Source organism: Shewanella rhizosphaerae (assembly GCF_019457655.1).
GTDB lineage: Bacteria > Pseudomonadota > Gammaproteobacteria > Enterobacterales > Shewanellaceae > Shewanella > Shewanella loihica.
Genome location: NZ_CP080420.1, coordinates 3,610,861 through 3,634,758, shown reverse-complemented (window position 1 = coordinate 3,634,758; position 23,898 = coordinate 3,610,861). Strand labels below are relative to the sequence as shown.

Genomic DNA, 23,898 nt, shown 5'->3' with positions numbered 1-23,898 from the left:
GTTAGAGCTGATAAGCTTAACTTGGGCTGTGCGCGGCTGAGCGGTTAACGGTATTGATAGTCGCAGGTGACGACGTCTCTGTCCTGGGTTGTAGTGGTGCCGTCGGGGGCGAGTCGTGTCGCGGCGATTGTCCTGTGCCAGCACTGGTTTAGGTGGATTTGATTCATTACAAAATGCTCCGCCCAAGGCCTGTTTTGATGAAAGACCTCATACTCGCTTTGGCTGAAGTTAATCAAGGGTAGTTGCTCTGCTAGGCTCAAACCGTCTTCAGTGATTTTTGTGCGTCTCAAGCCTTCTTCAATGGTCTCTGCGATTAACCAGGTTTTGCCTGTAAGCATGAGTTTGAGGTGCAGCACTAAGCCATATTCGCCAAGGAGTTTGACGTAAACTGTGGGTTGGTTCCCTTCGTTAATTTCGCTCTGAATGTCCGCCGCTAATAAGTTAGATATCTCGGCCTTGCTTTGCGTGATACGGATAAGCAGGGGCTCGTCATCATCTTCTAGCTTAAAGTCCGTGGCGTTCACTAGATTAAGCTGAGGCAGGTCGGTGAGGTAGCGGTTAAAGGCGAGAAATAGCTGCCCAGCGTGACGGTTTAGGCCGTCGATGGTGTCACAGTCGCTATCACAACTAAGTGTCATGGTGGCGGAGAGGAACTTGACGGCGCTGATTTGCGGTGTGGCTTGTCTATCAACCTCGTTGCTAGCTAAGGTGAGCTCAATTTCGCTCACCATATGGACCTCTTGTCCGCTATCCAGCATGGCATCATTCTGATAGATGAGGTTTGCCGTGTTATCGACCACGTCCTTTGTGCAGGGAGCCTCCATATGGGGATCCTGTAAGTAGGTATTTTCCAAGCAGGAGATGGCTAGGTTTGCCGCACTCTCTGGCAGCCCTAAAACGAGTGTGGAGGTCAGTGATAGAGTCAGCAATAACGCCGGTAATAAAAACGGTAGAGGTATCCGGTTAAGCTGTGTCATTCCCTTTGATATACTTGCTATCCATTTGAGCTAAAAACCTAACCTTGCGGTATTAACTGGCTGTGGGCAATTGAATTTTCTTCAAGCGACCTCTTGGGTGGGCGCTATACCGAACTGCTTGCAGATGTAGTCGATACACAGGGCTTGCTGCTGGCTCCACAGGCCGTAGCTTAGCGGCATCAGGCTGACGCCAGCGCGCTGCAGTAGCTTGTAGAGGTTAATCTCGAAGAAGTCCTCCCAGGGGCCAGGGTAGCCGATTAAGTCTATCGCCAGATACTGGTCGCCGTGGCGACAGAGGATATCCAGCTCCAGCCCCGCCATATGGTAGGCGCGCCACACGGTAATGCCCTTTGCCTCCAGCGCCTGGGTCACCGATTGACCAAACTCATCTAACGCATCGACATAGTTGTGTTTGGCCTCAAACTGGGTCGCCGAGGTGAGGTATTTGGCCAACAGATTATTGTTAGGCAGCGCCGTTTCATCTAATGACAGAAACAGCCACTGGGCCTGTTTGGCGCGGGTGATGGCTACGTTAAACATATCGGTGCGGTTAAGGTAGGCCGCGGCGCGACTGTCCTGTGCGGTCACGCTGAAGGAGAGCAGCATGATGTCGCGCTCCTCGCCTTGAAAGCCAAAAGGCGTGGCGATCCGCAGCTGATGACGTTCTATCTGTGCCAGGCTGAACCGGGCCATGATCTGCTTCGATAGATGCTCGGTCTGATGTCGAAAACAGGAGAGCACCCCAATGCTAGAGGGCACCAAGGCATCGGCCTGTTCCTCAATAAGCTTGGCTAGCTTGTCTATCAAGGCCTCGGCCTCGACGAGGTTTACTCCCTTGGCGTCGCGTATCCCATTAACCTGAACTCTGTGCAGATGTCCCGAGCTGGTACAAGGCCTGTGCTGCATTACCTTGAGGGCATTTTGATAGAAGGCCTGATTACTGAACTGGATAAGCTCAGGCTTGCTGCGAAAATGCTCGTCCAGGAAGGCAACCTGCGCCTGGGCGCTCAGCGAGCCAGATACCAGGTCGAGCATGCTGGCATCGCGGTAGCTTAGCAGTCCGCGTCTGTCGGGTGCTATACCGAGCTGGGTTTGAATGCTGACTTGTTTCTCGCGAGAGAGAAATGAGAAGTGTCTCAGCTGTTTGCTGTCGCCCACCACTAGCGCCGCCTTGGCGCGCTGCAGTGCGGGCAGACACTCGGCAATATTGGCCTGGGTGGCCTCGTCGATGATCACCAGATCGAACATCTCCTGGTGCATGGGCAACACCCTATGCAGGTTGGCGAGGCTGGACAGCCAGATGGGAAAGGTCTGCTGCAGCGCCGAGAAGTCTGTGTTGTAGAAGGCCTCTAGCTGTTTCGCCGACTGGCGGGCCCTTATCGCCTTGGCAAAGTTTACCAGGGAGCTGCGCTTGTTTTGTAGCAGACGGTTTTGTCTGTGGCTGGTGGCCAGCTGCAGATACTCAAGGCTGAGCTTCTCTTTCTGCGCGATCAGGCCGTTTAAGCTGTCGAGCACTTCCCACTGGCGGGAGAAGCGTTTAATACCGCCGCGATAGAGCCAGTTATAGTAGGGCAGGCGCCAGCGGGATTTCTGCTGCTCGAGTCTCGCCAGCTTCTGGCCGCGGCCGATGGCGCGCTTGCAATGGCGGGTAAAGCTTTGTTCCAGTTTTGCTTGCTGTTTGGTCACTATCTCGAGCTGCTTGTAGGCCTTCTGCAGCACGATGTCAGTTACCTGCTTGTTGGCGACGGGATGAATGCCGTTGAGCATGTCGTCCACCTGGGACTTGAGCTGCTTGATAAATTGCGGCGAACCGGCGCGGATCAGGCTGCTACCGAGCTGAAACTGTTGCTGTAACTTATCGGCTATCACGTCCACGGCAACATCTGTGTGGGCGGCGATCAGCACCGATTTTCCGCGCAATATCTGCTCGGCGGCTATGGTGGCTATGGTGTAGCTTTTGCCCGTGCCGGGTGGGCCTGAGATTTGTCCTAGGGTGTGGTTGGCGGCGATATTCAGCGCCTGCATCTGGGCATTACTCAGCAGTCCCGGAAGGCAGTCTTGCTGGGTAACTATCTGTCGTTTGCTTTGGGGCGATGGCTGCTGCTCGGCAAACAGGGCCTGTAGCGGCGGCGAAAGATCTGGTGTCGCCATCAATAGGTCGAGTTCGTGCAGTATGCCGCGACTGGCCAGGGATCGCTCGGCCAGCACCAGCTGGCTGCGACTTACCAGAAAGCCTTTGCGTTTGCGCCTTAAGCCTTCAAATATCGCTTCATCAATTAGCTTGGGAAAATGCAGTAGCTGGGTGGCACCCACATCGGCCTGTCCGGCGCGCAGCCAGGCTATCCAGCCGCTCACGTCCGTGGGGTTATCACGCAGCTCTTGGGGCAGGCTATGGCCTTCCACCACGAGCTTTTCAAGCAGCGCCTCGTTGATGGTAAATGGGGGCTGGCCGGTTAATGACTCGCTGGCTTGCAGAAAGATCTCATCGCCATCGACCTGTATCTGGCACTCGCGATAGAGCAGTGGTGTAACCACCTTACGCCGCTCGCCATTGAGCTCTACGGTGCCGCTAAAGAACAGGCTGCAATGCAGCAATACCCGCTCGCGCAGATAGAGGGCGCTGCGGTTCATTAACGCCGAGGCTAAGGTGTGGGGCAAGGGGAGACGGGGCAGAAAGCCACTGGCCAGCTCATCTTCGCCCTGTAGCAGCAGCTGATCTTGCTCGGCCAGTTTATGGCACGACCAGAGGTTGATCTCGGCGCTGTCGTGCGCAAAGCACTGTTTGTAGTAGCTCAGAATCCCTTGCAAACCCTATCCATCCCCATGGTTTATTAGCGTTGCAAGAGTAACTTAACCATTAAATTTCAACAAGGTGTGGTGGGAGATTGCGCCCTGGGTTTTGGTCTTGACCATTGCATCTGAGTCGGTTCACCAGCACAATCAAATTCTATCGACAGACCGAGGTCATTTCCGGCAGCCAAGAATAAGAGCAAGCTGGCGGGTAAAGTAAGCGGCAAGCTTACGCAAGAGGTAAAGAGAACTATGCAGCAAGGATTCCCCATCACCATCACAGCCGATGACAGATTTTCGAGTTCACTTAAGCCTTTACTGGCCAAGCTTGAGATGTGGATTAATTTTCAGGCGCTAAAGGCGGATTGGTATGGCAAGGAAGACCATGTCTTAACCTTCGATTTCACCCTGCTCAGAACCCTGGATGAAAAGGCCGAGCAGCTAAGCTCAGAGAATTGGATAGTCGAACCGGGCTACGCCTATCACTACGAGAACTGCCGCCTGATGACTATCGCCTTCATCGCCGTTGATGATTTGGTTGAGCGCGGTACAGGCATAGAACAAGAGATAAAAAGCCGCTTGGTGGCTGTTGCTAATGCGGTTGGACTGCAACATGGTTTTATTAAGCTATCTTAGATAAACTTTCTGTTCTGCATGTTTTCTCCATTATCAGCTTTCTCGGTTGTTTTAATTCTAATACCTGAGATTAATTGTTCTTCTGTAGTGTTGAAGTCTTGGATTTGTTGCTCAGAAACCCTTGCATATTCTATTTATTATTGCTGTTGAGTTGTGGTGTAGATTAAGTATTTGATTTCAAATAGAGGCGGCAAGAGGCGAGTATTTGAGATAGAAGGGAAAGGTAAATTTGTGTTCAAAAAGAAATTTATTGTAAATATTTATTTTTAAGGGTTTAAAAAGTCTGTTAGGCTCAGCTCTAATTGACTTAATTTATTTACAGGATTCCCTCTTGCCTCCAATTTCAGTTTGTTACTTTTGTAGCATGGAGTTTTTTTGGTTGTAGAAAAATTAGCATTCAATATTTTGTCTAATCTATCTAATGGCAAAGAAAGCTGCCTTTCAATATCAATCCTTAAAGAAGAGTCGCCAGGTAAAAAATCTACTTTATCTTTTAAGGTATTTAGATTAATTTTATTTAAATATTTGTCATTATAGTTTTTGTGTTCATATGTTATAATTTCGTCAAGAGAGTACTTTTCAAAGTATACTCTCAAAGTATTTAACGCATTATTTTTCAGTGTCTTAGCGCCTTTACCGTAAATAGCCCTTGTCAGCCTAACCATTGAGCCAAGTTCATTGGGAGAATTTTTAAGTATAATATCAAGACTACCATTTACTAAGTTTTCGAGGTAGTCATCATTGCATATCAGTTTTTGATTTTTTACATCGAATAGTGCTGAGTCCCAACTTAAAAATGTAGTTTTCAATAGACTCGAGATATCCTCATATACAACGAATTTGTTTTTTATTGCCCAGGTATCTTTTGCGCACCAAATGTCAATTTCCCAAGCGCCATGTTTAATTCTAAAACCGCCAAACTTATTTTGATATACGTTAGCTTTTGGTAAACGGGATAAAGCCTTTATAAGCTCAGTGCGATTATTTTCGACGACTAAATCTACATCAGAGGAAAAATCACGTACACCAAATAACCCTATATCACGAACTAAACCACCAAAGACATAGATATCAAGCTTATTTTTTCCTGCTATAACATCCACAAAGTCGTACACATCTGCTCTCAGCTGTGTTGAACTGCTGAAGAAGCGATTAACGCGCTTCTTCAGTGCTTGTTTATGTGGTGCAGTAAAATGTTTCATTTGTTAAAACGTCTTGTATAAGGCTTTAAGCTCGTCGTGTAAGTCGATTAAGTAACTATCTGTCATCCCTGAAATAGCATCAGTCAGTAGTTGGGCTTCTTTGTACCTATCAGGAAGTTTGTTTGAATTATCTTCAAAAACTCGTCTGTAGTTCTCAGAGATACGTCCATAAGCATATTCACCAAATGGGGTTGTAGAGTCTCCCGAGTTGTCTTTGTTAAGCCTACCATGTATGCCAATCCAAAGCATGTCCATTAAATTGTAAATGTAATTGTGTCCTTCCAGCTCTAATTTTAGTACAGATTTGTTTTTGTATCCCCACTTGTAGTCAAAAAGCTTTAACGCTTCACAGAGTTCACAAGCGTTACTAATGGACATTAAATCTTTTACTGGTTCTTTTGTGTCCATCAAGCGTTCTATGTTATCCGCGAAAGCTTTTGTAATTGAAGAAACTAGTTTGTTCATTGCAGAAACTCTAAACATTTGCATGCTCATGTCATTGAGTTCACGGGGAGTTAGGTTTAGAGACGGAGCAGAAAATTCATTGTGTTTTCTTTGGCTTTCCTCAATTGTCTCATGGATGAGTTTGAATTTTTCTTCTAGGTTTGCCAGTTTCTCTTCTTTCTCACTTTCAGAAAGTTTTTTATCGTTTGTGACTTTATTTGACTCACATGTCATGTAATGCTTGAGATGGTTCATCAGGTCATGAAAAGATGCTAGCCCTTTTTTGACAATATCTTCAGCGTCAAGCACTGAGTATGCAATGTCATCGCATGCTTCCATTACATAAGTTAACGGGTGCCTGATTCCTTCGGCTAAACCCGTTTCACTCCATACGTCTTCGATGATGTGGGCTTCTGAATAGAAATAGCCATGTTTTTTCCAGGTAGCTTTTGTATGAGAGTATTCTTCTGAAATGTTTTCTTTTTGAGATGATATGAGCGCCTCATTTTTTTCAGCAACATATGTCGAAGATTGCGGATATTTTAGCATTGCAGATAAAGTGGCGTAAGTTAAGTTGATTCCAAATTTGTCATTAAGAATTTGTAGTTGAGTTAACAGCCTGATTGTTTGAGAGTTCCCATCAAAACACATAAAGTCATTGTAAATATAAGGTGTTTTCCCATCTTCTTTGGGGAAGAACTCTTTACCTTTTGTTTTAAACCAGGCTTGAATAGCGCTTTCTCCTTGGTGCCCAAAAGGAGGGTTTCCTAGGTCGTGAGCCAGTCCAATAGCTGCTAATAGAGATGGAATTATGCGGGTTAATTCTCCTTCTCGATCAGGATACTCGCTTACTGAAAATAAGGATGCATGCTCATAAGCCAGTTGAGTACCTATGCTTCTAGCTAGATTGGAAACTTCATAAGAATGAGTGAGTCTTGTTCTAACGCTATCATTTTGCTCTAGTGGAAAAACTTGTGTTTTGTCAGATAGTCGGCGGGTTGGAGCTAGGAAAAGAATGCGATCATAATCTCTCTCAATTTCTTCGCGTGTCCCTTTTGCTTCTTTTAAACCCCAACTACCTTCTCCAAAAGACAATAGTGATTTTTTAGCTTTATCTTTTCGTCTTCCGTTGTGTAAAAGCCTATTCCAGTTCAAGTTATGCTCCTATGAATTAACAATACTAGGTAGATTTGATTACCTGTCTTAACATCTTGAAAGTGTTCGCTAGTAATTGCGAACTGTGAGTAAAATTTGTGGATGAGGTAAGGGGGCTACTTAAGAACATCGAGTCTATATTTATCAGCGCTTACTGATGAAAACGCTTAACAGTATGACTCTAGGGCTATTGCGCCATCCTTGACTCTTGCATTAGTTAGGTGAAATTCGCATATTGGGTGATTATTCGACAATAAACTACTTTTACTACGTTTTCTACCACTTAAATCAAATATTTAACTCATTCTATTGACATAAAACCGTACTATATCTTACTAGAATTAGGCGTTAACTTTTGTGCGTGGGGGATTGCCTAGAGTACCATTGGTTTTTTGGGTATTACTACAATCCAATTCGTCTAGTATGTCAAAACCCCAGCCTTTAAAAAAATTGCCAACTAATGCTGATAAAATGAGTAAGCTGAAAAGGAAAAGCAAAGGTACTTGATGAGTCATTAGCAGCGAGGCCATATCGCTAATACCTTTTATTCTCCCTTCAAAAACTTCCTTTGCGAGAAAGATCAGTGGTGCGACAAATATAGTAAGGATAATGGCGTTATGGATATTTTCACCAATCTTGATCAGTGATTCGGCGTGGCGGGCTTTTGAGGTGTTAGATCTTGGTTTCATCATCTCTCCTTAGACTAGAAGGGCTAAATCCATTAGCCCTTATTTGAGGATTTTATGTTCGACGAGGTATTTGTGCCCTGAGGGCTGAATCACTCAGGTTATTACTGTTCAACCTGCATCCAATCGACCTCGACGCCTGCCTGGTCAAACATATCCTGGCTGACTTTGATCTTGTCGCCCCAGCGGGAGAGGAAGTCGTCGCTGGGTTGTGGGCTGTGGACCACCTTTAGCCCAGTCTGGATGATCTTGGCGGCGCAGTTGGGGCAAGGAAAGTGGGTCACCCAGATCTCGCAGCTGCTGAGATCCCGCTTGGCGTAGAGAATGGCGTTCTCTTCGGCATGCAGTGTCTTCAGCAGTTTCATCTCACGGTTGTCTGTCTCGGCACTGTCGGAGATCCCGTGCGGGTAGCCGTTGAATCCCAAAGAGACAATGCGGTTGTTTTCAGTTATCACGGCGCCTACTTGGGTGGAGGGATCTTTACTCCAAGAGGCTACCAGTTCGGCCATTTGTAAAAAACGTATCGCCCATTTGCTCATCATCTACTTAGGGTTCCTATTCTATATGGCTGAATATATTGACTTAACCAGAAACAATTCTCTGTCGAGAACAATGATAAATCAAGCCGCGCCCAACACAAAGCAAAGTCTGGCGGATTGAGTGTTCTTGCGCTAATTCATCGACGCTCACAGCTCAAAACTAACTCATTAAAGCTAACTCATTAAAGCTAATTCATTAAAGCTAACTCGTTAAAGCTAACTCGTTAACACTGGCTCATTAAAAACCATGGGGATGGCATTGGCTATTTTCCAAGGCCCTGGCCGATCAATCTCTACTCGCCATTATCTGGGGAATGGTTTCAATCTCGGGTTCAAAATCCGGCTCGAGTGTCGACGCGATAGTGGTTCTTACGCTTTCGACATGATAACTGCGTTTGGCGTCGAACCGAATCAGAGGAAGCTCCGCGGTGCGGCAGGCATCTTCCACCAGTTGGTCACGTGCTATGGTCTTAGCCTGTTTGTGGCTCTTGTCGTCGAGTTCGATGGCGGCAATAACGTCCAGGGTCTGTTTATCGCAGAGGAGATAATCAAAGTGCTTGGCGGAGATCTTGTTGAAGGCATTTTGCCAGTGTTGGCGCGTCATCCCCTTTTCTGGCGTGATCACATCGGCAATGCGTACCTTGCCAAGGATACGGTATTGCTCGCCAACAGCGTTATCTAACACCCCCAGAAACGAACGCTCGGCGGGGGTAAACAGGGCCTTATGTTTACGATATTGGTAATGGCGACTGCTGGTGCTACTGCCTAGTCGCGATAGCAGGGTCAAAATGATGATAAAGCCAAAGGCCATTGCAAATAAAAGGTTGAGGTTCATCGAACATCCATCTCTTGAGGTTGGCGTCATTGCCGGTTGATTTGTTTGCACAATAAGCCTTGTCCCTCGCTTTTTCAACTCGCAGTCTTTTCAATCGCAGCTTTGCCAACATAGCTTGAATCCCAATCGAAACCAGTCTAGCTTGGGGTATTGCAATGGATGGTCGGTTTTTAAGCTGGCTGAGTGCGGATCCTGGATGCAGGATGACAAAGGGAGTGCCAAATGATGTTGAAAAATATGTGGGAACAGCGCAAGTCTAGAACGGATAAAGCGGAGCCGAGAGCATGGGTGAGTAACCTGATGAGTGCTGTGATGGTCACCTTTGCCAGTATCCTAGCCGGTGTCCTGGTCAGTGGCTGTAACAGTGATGATGAGGAGGCGTTAAACCCCATCGACACGGCCAAGATGCAGCAGACGGTGGCTGAGCTGGCCGAGGATATGTTGGTGCCGGGCGCCGTGGTGATACTGCACACCCCCAAGGGTAACTTTGAATATACCTTTGGGGTGAGCCAGTATGGCGGCAGCGAGCCGACCCGTTTCGAGCAACACCTGAGGGTTGGTTCCAATACCAAGACCTGGGTGGGCACTATCATCTTGCAGATGGTGCAGGAGGGTAAGCTCCAGCTAGAAGATCCTGTGGCCATGCACTGGACTGGCGTGCCGAGCGGCGAGCAAATCACCATAGCTCAGCTGCTGTCGATGGAGAGCGGCCTGCATAACTACACCACCACATTAGCGCTGAATCAGATCTTAGATCAGGATCCCGCTTATGCTTGGCCCCAAGCTGAGCTGCTTAAGCTGAGTTTCGACTCTCCGCTGGATTTTACGCCGGGCACAGACTTTGGTTACTCCAACACCAATACGGTATTGCTTGGCCTGATCGCCCAGAAGCTCGATGACAGCACCTTGCCTGAGATGATGCAGCGCCGCCTGTTTGCTCCCCTAGGTATGACACAAACCCTGTTTCCTGAGATCACCGATAACGTGCTTCCCGAGCCCTACGCCCACGGCTATATGTATGGCACCAATGTGCTGACCATGGACGGGGCGCTGCCCGAGGCGATGCAGCAGGAGGCGCGTGATGGGGTGATAATGCCGGGGGATCAGACCGAGGCTAATCCCTCCTGGGGCTGGGCGGCCGGCGCGGGGATCTCTACCGCCAGGGAGCTGCTGGTCTGGGTCGAGGCCTTGGTTGGCGGCAAACTGTTAAATGAGGAGATGCAGAAACTGCGTCTGGCAAGCGTAAAGCCTATCGATCCCGACAATCCCAACACCGCCTACTATGGCCTGGGCATAGCCAAGTTTGGCCAGCTCTATGGCCATACAGGCGAGCTGCCGGGTTATAACTCTTTCATGGGCCATGACCCAGACAACAAGGTTAGCCTGGTGGTCTGGACCAACCTGGCCCCTAGCGTGGATGGGCGCGACCCGGCCACTACTATCGCAGCGGCGCTCATCAACCAAGTCTACCGGCCGGTAAACTCATCTAACTAGGGGACAAAAATGTCACTGATTCAGTCGCTGGCACTCTTGGTGCAGGTCTCGGCGTTTTCCGGTGTGCAGAGTTTGATGGGGGTAAAGACTATCTGCTCGAAGGCCTGGTCGCTGACGATCTTATGCAGGGTGAATATCGCCTGGCGACCCATCTCGTAGGGGCTCTGGCCTATGTTGGTATGGGCGAGATGGTCTTGCAGCATGGCCAGCTGAGGTGGCGCCGCATCTGAGATAATCACGACTATCTCTTTGTTATTTAGCTTGATTTTATAGGGCGCTATCATCTTGCGATACAGGGCCTCATCGTTTTGCGGCCAGCCACCCACGGCGATAAAGGAGTCGGCCTTGATGGGTTTGCCTTTCATGACAGACTCCATCTGCTTCACCGCCTGACTGAGCTGATCGAAGTTAGAGAAGGGCTCTCTGATCTCTGTCCAGCCATTATCGTTCTGCAGCCGCTTGCCCGGAGGGCTTTCATAGGTTTTGCCAGATAGTGCACTGCGAATGCCCATGATCCTCAGGTTGAGATTGGGAGAGTCGGGGCGGCCGGTTTGGATGATCAGGGTGCCGCCATTGGGCCTGAGTTTTTTGAGTTGCTCGCCCAGTGCCAGGCCAAAGGCAAAGTTGTCGGTACCTATATAGGCGCGTCTTAGATCTTGATGCTCTGCCAGGGTTGGGGCGTCGAAATCTGAGTCGTAGGTGATCACCGGGATACCGGCGGCCTTGGCCTTGGTGAGGCTGTTCTCGGCGAGAAACTTAGACTGGGTGATGGCTACGGCAATGCCGTCTATGCCTTGGTCGATAAGCTGCTCGATCACTTTGTCTTGCAGTCTTACGCTGGAGATCTCTGGCCCCAGATAGATACACTCGACATCCTTGAGCCGTCTGGCGGCGGCTTCGCAGCCGAGCTTACTCTGAGCGAAGAAGGCGCCGTAAAATTTTGGCACTACGGCGAATCTCAGGGTTTTGGCACTGACATCGGCGCTGAGCGTAGTGGTGGCCAGTAAGGTCAGCGAGATGAGTGTGATGAGTAACCGAGTCACAATAGCCTCTCGAATCCATTTCCTAATAACTAGGTTAGTCGTAGCTAAGGTATTAGCAACTAACGTCTTGATAAGCATAGTCATATCAAGCCAGGTCAAGATTTTACATTTTGATAACCAAATGTAGCAAAGTGATACGGCTAAAGATATGTGTTGGATCAAGAATTTTCGGTGATAAATGCGCGTAAAACTAAGCGGGATAAAGGTGTCGGCGCCTCTATCTGAGCAGAGGCGCCGAAACTAGCCTAGGCTAGCTTGAATTTACTCACCATGGCGCTGAGCTGTTGATTGGCGGCCGACAGGCTCTGGGTGCTTTCCAGTGTCTGCTGGCCATTTTGCAGCAGGGTCTGGGCCATCGCCTCTATGGTGTGCATGTTTTGGCTGATCTCGGCCGTTACCACACTCTGCTGCTCTGAGGCGCTGGCGATCTGGCCACCCAGATCGTTGATCTCGGCGATGGAGTTGGTGACGGCGCCCAGGTTTGAGGTGACGCGGGCGGTATTTTGGGTGACCTGCTGGCAGCTGTTTTGAGTTTCCAGCATCAGTTGCTCGGCGGTGTCGGCGTCGCGCCTCAGGGTGGAGAGGATCTGCTCTATCTGTGTGGTGCAGGACTGGGTGCGTGAGGCGAGTGAGCGCACCTCGTCGGCCACCACGGCAAAGCCGCGTCCCTGCTCGCCCGCCCGGGCCGCCTCGATGGCGGCATTAAGTGCCAGCAGGTTAGTCTGATCGGCGATCTCCTTGATCACCCCCAATACCGAGATTATCTGATTGGTGTTCTCGCTCATGGTGTGAATGCTCTGGCTGGCCGAGTTCATCTCGCTCGCCAGTGCCTGGACGCTGCCGGCGGCATCTGAGACGGTGAGTGTCGAGGTCTTGGCCTCTTCGTTTGCCTGATGCGTGCTGGCGGCCATCTTGCCCGCGCTCTGGGCCACGGCGTCTGCCGAGGCATTCATCTGGCTGATGGCGGTGACCACAAGCTCAGTCTCGCTGCTGTGTTTACTCAGCGCCTGACGATTGTTTTCCGAGTGGCTGTCGAGTTGGCCTATCCCCTGGGTGATCTTCTGTGAGGCGTGGGAGATCTCCAGCATCATCGCCTGCAGGTAGCCGATGAAGCTGTTAACCGAGTGGCCGATGGCCGCCAGTTCATCCTTGCTGGTGATGGCCAATCTGGAGGTGAGGTCGGCGTCGCCGGTGGAGAGGGTGTCGATGCGGTTTTTCAGCATCACCATGTCGGCGATGATCTTGTTGAGCAGGAATACGCAAAACGCCAGTGCGATGATGATGAGCAGGCTGGCAATGGCGATGCTGCGGTAAATCTTCTGTTTGAATATCGCCTCAGTGCCAGCGGTGAGCCCCTGTTCGATGGCGCTGATGTTGGACTCATAGGTGCCGGTGCCTATCACCCAGCCCCACTCGGGGAGGATCTTTCTGACATAGGCGATCTGCGTCTCCTGGCTGTGGGTCTTAGGGTCGGTGACAGGTAAAGCGACGAAGGCATCCGCTTGGTTGCCGAGCGCCTGTTTCGCCTTGGCGGCGTTTGGTGTGACTTGGCCTATTTGAGATGATTGCGAGTGGGCCAATATCTTGCCGCTACTGTCCTGTATCCAGAAGTGGCCGTCTTCGCCAAATTTGGCCGCCAGCACGGTTTGCAGCGCGCTGTTAAGTTTGTCTTGTTTCAATGTGCTGACATATTCCCCGGTGGCGATCACCAGATTGAGCGGCTCGAAGTAGAAGGAGGCCGAGAGTTTCTCTTCTACCTGACCGGTCGATGGATTGGAGAAGAAGTAGCTGGTAAATCCAATAGGATTGGCCCTAGCGGCGGCGACTATATCCCGGGCATAGTAGTTACCCTTCTCGTCCAGGGCATCGCGGCTGTTACCCATGGAGACGCCGCCCATGCCGGACGCCTCATTCTCCAAAGTATCGGCATTGTAGGCAAACAGGTAGCGGCCCTTACCCCATTGATACTCATTGAGGAAGGTGTAGACCATCATGGCGGCATCGTCGGTGAGGTTGTTCTCGTACATGCGATTAATGACATCGCGGAACATCTTTATCTCATCCCCCAGCGCCTGCTTGATGTTGGCTTCTCGGGACTGTTGGTAGAAGTCGTTGACGGAGCGGCTTAGGGTGTCGACCTGGCCGATGAGGTTCTGTTTGATGAGGGCTTCAACCTGTTGGTTGATGTTGCTCTGTTCCTGCTTAAGGACTTCTTGCGCGATGATATAGGTGTTGATGATAAACAAGCCCGATACCGCGACAAGTAAAGCACCTACTAATATGATTAGTTTAGCTTTTATTGTTATTTTCATAAAAACCAGCCTAAGACATTTTTACTAGATATAAGAAAAATCTAATGGATATTAGGTGGCAAAATTAACCCAAAGGCAATCTGGCGTTTACAGAAGCGTGATGTGGGTGCAACTTGTTTGGCGCAAATGAGAGTTGATTAACAGATATGGCCAAGAGGTGAGCCAGGTGGCATTTAAGCTTGAATCTAACTGATTGGCTAGATTAGTAAATATGGCTAGAGCTATAGGATAAGAGAAGAAATGCAGGCATGAAAAAGGGAAGCCTGGGCTCCCCTCTAGTGTAGTGTCTTAATCTCAGCTTCTCTCTTTACTTATAGAAAGCTTCGATGGTGCCTTTGACAGTCATCATCAGCGGTTGGCCGTGACGGTCTAGGGCTTTAGGGCTAGGGATCTTTACCCAGCCTTCACTGATGCAATACTCTTCGACGTTGAAGCGCTCTTTGCCGTTAACGAGAATGCCGATGTCGTGCTCGAAGTAGTCGGCCACATGGTGTGGGCTACGTGGATTGACAGATAGGCGATCGGGCAATGCAGGTAGTGATTTAGTGTCAGTCATAGTGGTTATCTTCATCAAAAAAGTTGTGCGCTATTGTAGGCAATAGTGTTGGTGGGCTCAAGAAATAACAGGTGGTTGGCGAAACCTCGAGGAGTAGGGTTAATTGTTCGCCTTGAGTTTTTGTGTCTGGGCTGGAAAAATGGCCTGCCTGTTTACTATCGCCGCCCCATACCTTGAGGAATTTGTCGCCATGAAAGAAGCGATCGTCATCGCCTTACCTTCGCTGATCCATCGTATCGGCCGGGAGCAGGTGACTCAGGCGCAAATCCTGGCGGTGAAATTTGGCTGCGGCCTTAAGCGAGTGCGGCGCTCGCGCAACTGGCAACTGACTGGCGGCGCTGTGGATGTGCAATCCTTTACCCTGGCGCTTAAGCAGTGTCAGCCGGCGATGGCGCCCTATCTGATCGCTAAGCTGGAGGCGGGTCTGTTGCTGCATGCCGACAAGCTAGAACCTTTGCCCGTCAAGTTAGTGCGCCTGATCCGCGAGACCCCGGGCATCACCCTGGGGGAGCTGATGGAGCAGACCAAGTGCACCATTATCGAGGCGCGCCAGGCCAGGTTTGATGCTGATAGTTAAACCAAGTTTTTAATTTAAAAACAAAGGGGATGGCCGATTTGGCTATCCCCCTTGTGGTTATGGGTCAGACTAAAAGGCGCTAGGCGCTCAGTCTGCGCCATGCGCTGCCCATCAGGGTGAAGATGAAGGTGAACAGCTTGTAGGTGAGCCAACAGAAAAAGATAAAGCCACCGATCATCAGTACCCAGACAATCACCTCTACCGTGGTCGAAGGTTTCTTCTTGGCCTTGTCTGAGGTCTTTTCTGTTTTCTCATCTGCCTGCTCGTTGGCCGCGGTTTGACTGCTTTGCTCAGGCTCCGCGACCTTAGTGCTCGCCTTGCCGTCATCTGCGCTGCTGGTGTCGGCTGTAACCGCCTTGCCATCGATCGATTGCAGGATGACGCCGAATTGGTTCTGGTTGTGGTCCAGCCTGACCTTGAGATTACGGGTCTTATAGCCCTTCTCGCTGACCTCTAGCTGGTAGTCTCCGGCGGCCAGTGGCATGCCAAACTCATATTTGGGCCCAATGTTCATCACCCTGACCTTTGCCGTGGTCGGCTGGGTCACTATCTCCAGCGGGAAGCTCTTACGGCCCTTCTCCCAGAAGGTGAGGGTCGCAATGTTGCGGCGCTTGGCCTGAACATAGACTTTGCGGGTGATGGCCTGCTTCTTCTTGTCCTTAGGGCTGGCCTTGAGCCAATAGGTGCCGGGTGCCAGATAGGCGCGGCGGCTGATCGCTATCCCGCTGCCATTGGCCTGACGCGACAGGGTTGCCTTGTCGAGATCTGGGTTGCGGCCCAGGTCCAGCAGGCCGGCATTCTGGTTGGTGCTCACCAGTTGATATTGGTTACCCTCCACCTGTGCGATCAGGTGTGACAGCCCCGGCAGCTGCGCCAGCTCGCCGGCGAAGGCCTCGAAGATGCCATCTTCAATCTTATCTTTGATCTTCTGTTTCAGATCGGCGTGGGCGACCTCGGGGGCGAGGATCAGTAGCAGCGCCGCACAGCAAGGTAAAATCCATTTATTCATCTGAACCTCCGATGATCTGCAGCAGTCCTGCGGCCAGCTCTGGGGCGGCATCGCCCAGTAGGTCGATGATCATCAATACTGTATCGGTATCGCCGTGGTTAACGATATAGTCGCGGATCATGGCATCGACCATCTCTTTGTTTTGCCTGTAAAGCTCCTCACCGCTGCTCTTGATCAACTCATCGAGCGCCTCGCCTCTGAGGGCATCTTCGAGCTTCTGGGCTAGCTGGTTCGAAGTCTCCGTCTGGCGTTTGACCTCAAATGCGGTCTGGTTATTAAACTCGATCGTATGATCGTTTATCTGCGCCTCCTTGATGCCCATCATCTGGGCAAACAGGGAGCTGATGTTGGAGAGGGCGACCACGTCGAAGATGTTTTTTTCGATCTCCGCTTTTTCCGGCATCTTCTGTTTGCTGGGTCGGCTAACGTTACAGATGTTGGCATCTGGGAAGCATTTATATTCTCCCTTTGCCGCCTCGACGCCGTCTATCACAAGACGCCACTCGAAGACCAGGCCAAAGACCAGCCAGAGAATATTACCGCCGGGATATTGGGTATCTCCCATGGTAATGGTCTCGTGCCTGAGTTCGCCAGTCCATACGCCGGATGAGCGTTTACCGTTTTGTTCATTGAGTGACTGCATGTAACTGAACTCCAGGCTGACTTCAGGTTGTTTAAGCCCTATGTCGCTATGTGGAGTGAACTGCACCAGCTCGTCGCCAAGGAAGCGTTTCTTGCCCTGGTTAAGCACGCTGGCAAGCTGTTTCTCGATGATTCTGCCGGCAACCTGGGGCTCAGGATAGGTGAAGCGCAGGTGCTCCGGCGTCTTGAGCAGCTGAGCCTCGAAGGCATCGGGCTCGGCCTTCTGCTCGGCGCGCGCCTTGCGATTGGCGTAGTAACGTTGCATGAAATACTGCGGGTCTAAGCCACTCCAGCCGCCGACGAGCAAATTAATGTCTATATCGCTAACCGGTTTGCTGCAGCTCGTGTGTGTGGCCTTAACGCTGATCTGTGAATGACCCGTCTTGATCACCTTATGCAGCATGTCGAGGAATTCGGCGTTGAGTCCTCGCTCGGCCCAGCCCTTGCGGTACATCTCGAGTTTCAGGCGTCCACGCTGATCGATAGACTGCATGGCGACATCCGCCTTCTTGATAAAGCGGGTGCAGTGGGCACGTCTGAGGGGATTGCTGCGTGCCCAGGTTAGGAAGTCGCGGTAGCCGGCCTTGGTGTCTGTGCTGACGGCCTCCTGCCAGCGCTTATCGGTATGGCGGTGGCGAGACAGGTAGGCGGTGAGCCAGACGAGCAGCAGCAAGGTGCCTAAGAATTTGCTCACTCCCTGAAAGCGCGGCGCGTAGGGGAACTGCTGGCTGAGGGATTTCTCTGTGGCCTTGCTCATGGGGAAGCTGGTCTGGTAATCCAGCGACAGCAGCACAGGCTTGGCCAGTGCCTTGATGGGCAGCAGGCGGTTCTCTTCCCAGGCGAACACGGTTTGTACCTTGCTCTTGTAGGTAAATGTCTTGTCTGTGTAGATCTGATATTTCACCGAGCCGAAGGCGATCACCACAAACCAGGCGGCGGCGCCTATCATCAGGTAACGGGCGAGTCGTCTTAGCTTGAGTCGCCAAATCGAATCGGGTTTAGACTTGCTGAGCTTGCGAATAAACATCCATGCCACAAAACAGCCAAGAATGATCAGTTTTATCATTATCTCTTCCGTGTCCGAGCTGAGGTGTCATGGCGCGAGTTGGACTGAGTGATAGATTCGATGCGCCACGAACAGGGGTTACTTTTGTTAAAAACTATACCTATAGCCGCGGCGAAAAGAAACCTAAGCATTAGCCTAAGTGTGTGATTAATCACAGAAGATTAACATTGCTGTCATTAAGGACTCGGCTTGGTGGCCAGTATTGCCGAACGAATGCAGGGGTGATGCAAAGAGGCAATGAGGAAGGCGGTGAGGGTGGTTTTAGAGATAGGAACTGGGTGGGTTAGAAGATTATCTGCCCGCCACATCCTGAGTCAGAACCTTTCGCTGAAACGGCAATGGCAAAGCAGATTTTCTCTTGATGTTAAGAGAGGCGTTAAGAGCAGCGTTAAGAGCGCTGCTAAGATCAGTTTGAAGAGCCTAGCCCAAAGCGAAATTGGACAGCGCCGCGCGAGTGTTTTAGCTTGAAGGCTATCTTTTATGCTCCTTAGGGCAAGCCAATCATTTGGCTCGACTTAAATTGGGGATAAACCGGCTGAAAGCATTTGGTGAAGAGGGAACAGATTATGTGTGGTCGACTCAATGTGATAAGCGATCCCCTGTGCGACTGGGTGTCGGGTCAGCTGGGGATCAAGTTTCATCGCGAGACCAATAACGACCTCAGGCCCACCCAGCAGCTTGGGACCATAGCGCTGGACGGCGGCGCGCTGCAGCAGGTGGATGCCAGCTGGGGGATTAAGCCTGATTGGGCCAAGCGGCTGCTGATCAATGCCCAGGCCGAGACGGTGAGGCAGAAACGTACCTTCGCCCAGGCCTTTGCCCAACATAGGGCTGTGGTGCCTTGTAGCGGTTGGTATGAGTGGCAGCAGGCAGGCGGCGCCAAGCAGAAGTATTTGTTTCAAGGCCATGACGGACAGCCGCTCTTGATGGCGGGGATCCTCTATCCTCAGATTGATGGCACCCATGCTCTGGTAACCCTTACCACCAAGCCGATAGCCAGCTGCGCGCCCTATCATCATCGCATGCCGCTGCTTATTGAGCCCCAGGCGCTGGATTTCTGGTTTCACTCACAGCCCCATGAGCTGGACGCGCTGCTGACTGCGCCGGAAATCTCGCTCGCCATTACTCCCTGCATGTGAGCGTCAGTCTCTGCTTTGGTCCCTTCGATTATGCGCAGCACTCACCTAGGCTTTGATCTCCGTCATGGCTTGGCGGTTAATAAGTGGTCAGTATATTAGGCAGTTTAGATATGTAGTTACAGGAGGCTGGGGTGACAGAGGAAAAGGAGGCGGATGCTAAGCTGATTCGGCTGCTCAAGACCTGTATCGTCATTGGGCTCTGCCTGATTTTGCTGGGGATCTATCTGCATAACTTTAGTGAAACCATGGAGGCCATGGGAGTGACCGGCATTATCATCAGCGCCGTTTGTGTGGCCTTCGGCATGGTACTCTCCTTGCCGACCAAGATGTATCTCACCTTTATCCTGGTTAAGCGCGAAGCTCAGGTTAACAGCGAAGCTATGGTTAAGCCCGAAGCAGAGAAACAGCAAGATTAGTCGGCCTGTCCTCGCTCGATTGTTATAGCTCGACAGTCATAGCTCGACAGTCATAGCTTGTCTGTCAGAGCCTGACTGCCTCTACTATATTTGCCATTGGAGTCGTTGCCTGGGGAGTCGTTGTCCGTTTTAGCCTTGTATTTAGGCGCCTTGTATTTAGGGGCCTTGTATTTTGGGCCTTTAGGGCGGTCCGCTCAGTTGCCCTATGCTTATGTATAATTAGCAGATGCTGAATTAAAAGGTCAGTTTTTAGAACAAGGTTAAGGTTTTGAATGACAAGGTAATTTATACTGTGTCGGAATTAGGCCTGCTCGGCTGGCCATCTTAATGAATCTGGATGAGTAAAACATAGCGCCGTTATGGATAGAGATGCCCCTCAGGAAGTTAACCTGACCTACGCTAAATACAAGAAGAGCATGGTGTATTCACTGCTGCTCCTGCTGTTCCTGTCTGCCGTACTGGCAATTGTCTATCTGATGTCCAGCGGCAACATCTCCCGCGAGCGAGAGATGCGCCAATATGCCGAGCTTGGCAATATGCAGGCGAGTCTGCTGGCCGAGCTCAATATCGTCGGCACTGATCTAGCCTATTACGCTCACAGCGAGTTGGCGGTGTCGACCCTGGAGGAGAAAGACCCTAAGGCTAAGGGGTACCTCACCTCGTTGATGTTCCAAATTGGCAATCTTTATAAACATTACGATCAGCTCCGCCTGCTCAATGACAGGGGCGACGAGGTGATCCGCATCGATCAGCAGCGGGATAATAGCCTCCAACTGGTGCCGGACGAGGCGCTGCAGAATAAGGCCGACCGCTACTATTTCCGTGAGCTTGCCGGGCTTAAACCCGAGGAGATCTACGCCTCGCCGTTCGATCTCAACGTGGAGCACGGTGAGGTGGAGCAGCCTCTTAAGCCCACCATACGTTTCGCCACGCCCATCTACAGTAAGGCGGGGGATTTTATCGGCGCCGGGGTGATCAACTACAAGGGTAAAGACCTTTTGCAGATCATCGACGATCTGAATGTGCATGAGGGTGACAGGGTCTATCTGCTGAATCACAAAGGTTTCTATCTCAAGGGAGAGCAGGCCGACAAGGAGTGGCGTTTCATGTTCCCCGAACGTGAGCAGCTGGGCTTTGACAGCGAGTATCCAACTGCCTGGCGCCAGATGCAAAAGGCGGAGCTGGGCAAGGTGGTGACGGACGATGGCGAGTACTATTTCAGTCGCTTCAAGTTGGCGCCCCATTCGCTGTTTAACATAGTGAATAGGGAGAGCGCCTACCTGGTGATGTTTGTGCCCGAGAGCACCATTCAGGCCGCGCAGCAGAACCTCAACAACAGCGCCCTGTTCGCCTTCTTGTTGGTGTCGCCCATGTTTATCTTCCTGGCCTACAAGCTGGCCGGTTCTCAGATAGAGCAGCAGCGCCTGTTTAGTAAGCTTACCTTTGACGCCCGTCACGATGCCCTGACCGGCCTGTATAACCGCAGCGCCATCATAGAGTATCTGGGCAAGAGCATCAGCCGCAGCCGACGTCAAAAGGCGCAGCTGGCGGTGAGCTTTATCGACGTGAATGATCTGAAGAAGACCAATGATCTGCACGGTCATGAGGCGGGGGACGATCTGCTCAAGGGCGTGGCCAGTGTGATCAACATGTCGATCCGTGACGGTGACTTTGCCGCCCGCATCGGCGGCGATGAGTTTCTCATCGTCTTCGTGGACTGCGACGGCAGCTGCGCCAGCGAGATCATGGAGCGGATCCAGGCCGCCTATGGCGTCATGGGACTTGGCAAGACCGGCAAGGAGTGGAGCCTGAGCTTCGGCTGCACCCAGCTGCTGCACCAGACCGACGATGTGGACAGCATCATAGAGCGAGCCGACAGCCTGATGTATGAACACAAGACGGGGCAGAAGAACCAGCTGCTGCCTTAATCCGCTCTAGTCATCTGTTTCTCTTATTTGATCTATTTTCTAAATTAACCACCGGCGCGGCGCTGCTTCTTCGTCGCCCTGGTGGTTAATTCGGCCCATTTGGCCTTTTTCGGTAATTAACCCAAGACTAATGGGGCAAAAACACCGATAATTCCCCTCAATTGTCTCATTTTCAAATAAAGCATGCTGGCCCACGGGTACAGGCGCGCAGTGGAAAACACCCCATGGAAATCAAAGTTAATTTTCTCGATAACCTCAGACTCGAAGCCAAGTTCGACGATTTTACCGTCACCGCCGATCAGCCCATTCGCTACAAGGGTGATGGCTCGGCGCCTAGCCCCTTTGATTATTTCCTGGCGTCGTCGGCCCTGTGCGCGGCCTATTTCGTAAAGGTTTACTGTAAGGCGCGCGATATCTCGACCGATAATATTCGTCTGTCTCAGAACAATATCGTTGATCCGGAAGATCGCTATAACCAGATCTTCCAGATCCAGGTTGAGCTGCCCGACGATATCTCGGACAAAGATCGCGAGGGGATCCTGCGCTCCATCGACCGTTGTACCGTGAAGAAGGTGGTGCAGACAGGCCCAGAATTTAAGATTGAGACGGTAGAAAACCTGGACGCCGATGCCAACGCCATGTTGATGGGCCAGCCTGAAGACGACAGCAGCACCTATATTCTGGGTAAAGATCTGCCGCTTGAGCAGACTATCGCCAACATGACGGAGATCCTGGCCGGACTCGGGATGAAGATAGAGATCTCCTCCTGGCGTAACATAGTGCCTAACGTCTGGTCGCTGCATATTCGTGATGCGGCCTCGCCCATGTGCTTCACCAATGGTAAGGGCGCGAGCAAGGAGAGCGCCCTCTGTTCGGCGCTGGGCGAGTTTATCGAGCGTCTGAACTGTAACTTCTTTTACAACGATCAGTTCTTTGGCCTGGATATCGCCAATAGTGATTTTGTGCACTACCCGAACGAGAAGTGGTTTGCCCTGACCGATGACGACTCGCTGCCTGAAGGCATGCTGGACGAATACAGCCTGGAGATCTATAACCCGGATGGCGAGCTTTGCGGCTCGCATCTGATCGATACCAACTCGGGCAATATCGAGCGTGGCATCTGCACCATTCCTTACAAGCGCCGCTCGGACGGTGAGACAGTTTATTTCCCATCGAATCTGATTGAGAACCTGTTCTTAAGTAACGGCATGAGTGCGGGCAACAACCTGCAGGAGGCTGAGGTACAGTGTTTGTCGGAGATTTTCGAGCGTGCGGTGAAGCGTCAGATCATCGAGCAGGAGATAGTGCTACCCGACGTGCCTATGGCCGTGCTGGAGAAGTACCCTAGCATTCTTGCCGGTATCAAGGGACTCGAGGAGCAAGGCTTCCCGGTAGTAGTGAGAGATGCCTCCCTGGGCGGTCAATTCCCCGTGATGTGTGTGACCCTGATGAACCCTAAGACAGGCGGCGTGTTCGCCTCCTTCGGTGCGCACCCAAGCTTCGAGGTGGCACTGGAGCGCAGCCTGACCGAGCTTTTGCAGGGCCGCAGCTTCGAGGGACTCAACGATGTGCCTAAGCCGACCTTCAACAGCATGGCGGTGAGCGAGCCGGAAAACTTCGTCGAGCACTTCATCGACTCGACCGGGGTGATCTCATGGCGCTTCTTCAGCAACAAGGCGGACTATGAGTTCTGCGAGTGGGACTTCTCCGGCAGCAACGAGGAGGAGGCCAAGGGGCTGTTCGGCATCCTGGAAAGCCTGGGCAAGGAGGTCTATGTCGCCGAGTTTGAAGAGCTTGGCGCGTCTGCCTGTCGCATCCTGGTGCCAGATTACTCTGAGGTTTATCCGGTGGACGACCTCATCTGGGACAACACCAACAAGGCGCTGGACTATCGTGAAGATATCCTCAACCTGCACAGACTGAGCGATGATGAACTTGCCGATCTGGTCAATCGTCTGGAAGAGAGTCAGCTGGATAACTACATGGATATCCGCACCCTGATCGGTATCGTTTTCGACGAAAACACCGTCTGGGGACAGCTAACCATTATCGAGCTGAAGATCCTCATCTATCTGGCCCTGGGCGCTCACGAAGAGGCGCTTGAGCTGGTGGAAGACTTCCTGCAGTTCAACGACAACACGGTTCAGCGCGGTCTCTTCTACCAGGCGATGAGCGCGGTGCTCGAGGTGACTCTGGATGAAGAGCTCGAGCTTGAACACTTCATCGGTAACTTTACCCGCATGTTTGGTGAAGATGTGATGGCTCAGGTGGTTGGTTCGGTGAACGGCGAGGTGCGTTTCTCAGGCCTTACCGAGACCAGCATGGCGCTTGAAGGCATAGAGCCGCATCTGCGTCTCATCGAGAGCTACAAGAAGCTGCATCAGGCCCGTAAAATTAAAGCCGGACTTTAATCTTTAGTGCTGTGAGTTACGGATAGTGAGTTACAGACAGT

At 51.2% G+C, this 23,898-nt stretch carries 19 protein-coding genes; 7 read left to right on the top strand and 12 right to left on the bottom strand.

Annotated elements, in window-relative coordinates; all coding sequences use genetic code 11:
* Positions 1-44 precede the first annotated feature (44 nt).
* On the bottom strand, positions 45-824 hold the full coding sequence (locus K0I63_RS15850; RefSeq protein ID WP_220081647.1) for a hypothetical protein: 780 nt from the start codon (positions 822-824) through the stop codon (positions 45-47).
* A gap of 234 nt (positions 825-1,058) precedes the next feature.
* A complete protein-coding gene (locus K0I63_RS15845; protein WP_220081646.1) occupies positions 1,059-3,785 on the bottom strand; it encodes a DEAD/DEAH box helicase in 2,727 nt (908 codons plus the stop codon).
* Positions 3,786-4,019: 234 nt separating this feature from the next.
* On the opposite strand from K0I63_RS15845, the gene K0I63_RS15840 reads away from it, so the two are divergent.
* A complete protein-coding gene (locus K0I63_RS15840; protein ID WP_220081645.1) occupies positions 4,020-4,403 on the top strand; it encodes a hypothetical protein in 384 nt (127 codons plus the stop codon).
* Positions 4,404-4,669: 266 nt separating this feature from the next.
* Here the strand turns inward: K0I63_RS15840 and K0I63_RS15835 are convergent, their stop codons facing one another.
* The 5 genes from K0I63_RS15835 to K0I63_RS15815 all read right to left on the bottom strand — a co-directional run bounded on the left by K0I63_RS15835 (position 4,670) and on the right by K0I63_RS15815 (position 9,264).
* On the bottom strand, positions 4,670-5,605 hold the full coding sequence (locus K0I63_RS15835; protein WP_220081644.1) for a hypothetical protein: 936 nt from the start codon (positions 5,603-5,605) through the stop codon (positions 4,670-4,672).
* A gap of 3 nt (positions 5,606-5,608) precedes the next feature.
* Positions 5,609-7,204 (bottom strand): deoxyguanosinetriphosphate triphosphohydrolase family protein, encoded by a 1,596-nt coding sequence (locus tag K0I63_RS15830; protein ID WP_220081643.1) that lies wholly within the window; start codon positions 7,202-7,204, stop codon positions 5,609-5,611.
* A 341-nt stretch (positions 7,205-7,545) separates the two neighbouring features.
* The gene (locus K0I63_RS15825) at positions 7,546-7,896 is read right to left on the bottom strand and encodes a hypothetical protein (protein ID WP_220081642.1); all 351 of its coding nucleotides are present in this window, start codon (positions 7,894-7,896) and stop codon (positions 7,546-7,548) included.
* 98 nt (positions 7,897-7,994) lie between these two features.
* Entirely contained in the window at positions 7,995-8,432 is a 438-nt protein-coding gene (locus tag K0I63_RS15820; protein WP_220081641.1) for a dCMP deaminase family protein, read from the bottom strand.
* Between the two features lie 283 nt (positions 8,433-8,715).
* On the bottom strand, positions 8,716-9,264 hold the full coding sequence (locus K0I63_RS15815; RefSeq protein WP_220081640.1) for a DUF2726 domain-containing protein: 549 nt from the start codon (positions 9,262-9,264) through the stop codon (positions 8,716-8,718).
* 222 nt (positions 9,265-9,486) lie between these two features.
* On the opposite strand from K0I63_RS15815, the gene K0I63_RS15810 reads away from it, so the two are divergent.
* The gene (locus K0I63_RS15810; RefSeq protein WP_220081639.1) at positions 9,487-10,758 is read left to right on the top strand and encodes a serine hydrolase domain-containing protein; all 1,272 of its coding nucleotides are present in this window, start codon (positions 9,487-9,489) and stop codon (positions 10,756-10,758) included.
* A 20-nt stretch (positions 10,759-10,778) separates the two neighbouring features.
* On the opposite strand, the gene K0I63_RS15805 is transcribed toward K0I63_RS15810, so the two are convergent.
* The 3 genes from K0I63_RS15805 to K0I63_RS15795 all read right to left on the bottom strand — a co-directional run bounded on the left by K0I63_RS15805 (position 10,779) and on the right by K0I63_RS15795 (position 14,669).
* Entirely contained in the window at positions 10,779-11,801 is a 1,023-nt protein-coding gene (locus K0I63_RS15805; RefSeq protein WP_258406894.1) for a substrate-binding domain-containing protein, read from the bottom strand.
* A 245-nt stretch (positions 11,802-12,046) separates the two neighbouring features.
* Entirely contained in the window at positions 12,047-14,113 is a 2,067-nt protein-coding gene (locus K0I63_RS15800) for a methyl-accepting chemotaxis protein (RefSeq protein ID WP_220081637.1), read from the bottom strand.
* Between the two features lie 307 nt (positions 14,114-14,420).
* Complete coding sequence (locus tag K0I63_RS15795) at positions 14,421-14,669, bottom strand: DUF3297 family protein (protein ID WP_011866839.1); 249 nt, start codon at positions 14,667-14,669, stop codon at positions 14,421-14,423.
* A 190-nt stretch (positions 14,670-14,859) separates the two neighbouring features.
* On the opposite strand from K0I63_RS15795, the gene K0I63_RS15790 reads away from it, so the two are divergent.
* Complete coding sequence (locus K0I63_RS15790) at positions 14,860-15,246, top strand: ribosome recycling factor family protein (RefSeq protein WP_220081636.1); 387 nt, start codon at positions 14,860-14,862, stop codon at positions 15,244-15,246.
* A 79-nt stretch (positions 15,247-15,325) separates the two neighbouring features.
* On the opposite strand, the gene K0I63_RS15785 is transcribed toward K0I63_RS15790, so the two are convergent.
* Together K0I63_RS15785 and K0I63_RS15780 are read right to left on the bottom strand one after the other, a co-directional pair.
* A complete protein-coding gene (locus K0I63_RS15785) occupies positions 15,326-16,255 on the bottom strand; it encodes a hypothetical protein (RefSeq protein WP_220081635.1) in 930 nt (309 codons plus the stop codon).
* On the bottom strand, positions 16,248-17,963 hold the full coding sequence (locus K0I63_RS15780; RefSeq protein WP_220081634.1) for a hypothetical protein: 1,716 nt from the start codon (positions 17,961-17,963) through the stop codon (positions 16,248-16,250). Before K0I63_RS15780 ends, K0I63_RS15785 begins: the two co-directional genes overlap by 8 nt.
* Before the next feature lie 566 nt (positions 17,964-18,529).
* Between K0I63_RS15780 and K0I63_RS15775 the strand changes: the two genes are divergently transcribed.
* The 4 genes from K0I63_RS15775 (at position 18,530) to K0I63_RS15760 (ending at position 23,857) form a co-directional block, all read left to right on the top strand.
* Positions 18,530-19,102 carry an SOS response-associated peptidase gene (locus tag K0I63_RS15775; protein WP_220081633.1) on the top strand — a complete coding sequence of 191 codons (573 nt, stop codon included), beginning with the start codon at positions 18,530-18,532 and terminating at the stop codon, positions 19,100-19,102.
* Between the two features lie 131 nt (positions 19,103-19,233).
* Entirely contained in the window at positions 19,234-19,518 is a 285-nt protein-coding gene (locus tag K0I63_RS15770; protein ID WP_220072169.1) for a hypothetical protein, read from the top strand.
* 359 nt (positions 19,519-19,877) lie between these two features.
* Positions 19,878-21,446 (top strand): sensor domain-containing diguanylate cyclase, encoded by a 1,569-nt coding sequence (locus K0I63_RS15765; protein ID WP_220081632.1) that lies wholly within the window; start codon positions 19,878-19,880, stop codon positions 21,444-21,446.
* Positions 21,447-21,670: 224 nt separating this feature from the next.
* Positions 21,671-23,857: an OsmC domain/YcaO domain-containing protein gene (locus tag K0I63_RS15760; protein WP_220081631.1), complete on the top strand. Its 2,187-nt coding sequence runs from the start codon at positions 21,671-21,673 to the stop codon at positions 23,855-23,857.
* Positions 23,858-23,898 lie beyond the last annotated feature (41 nt).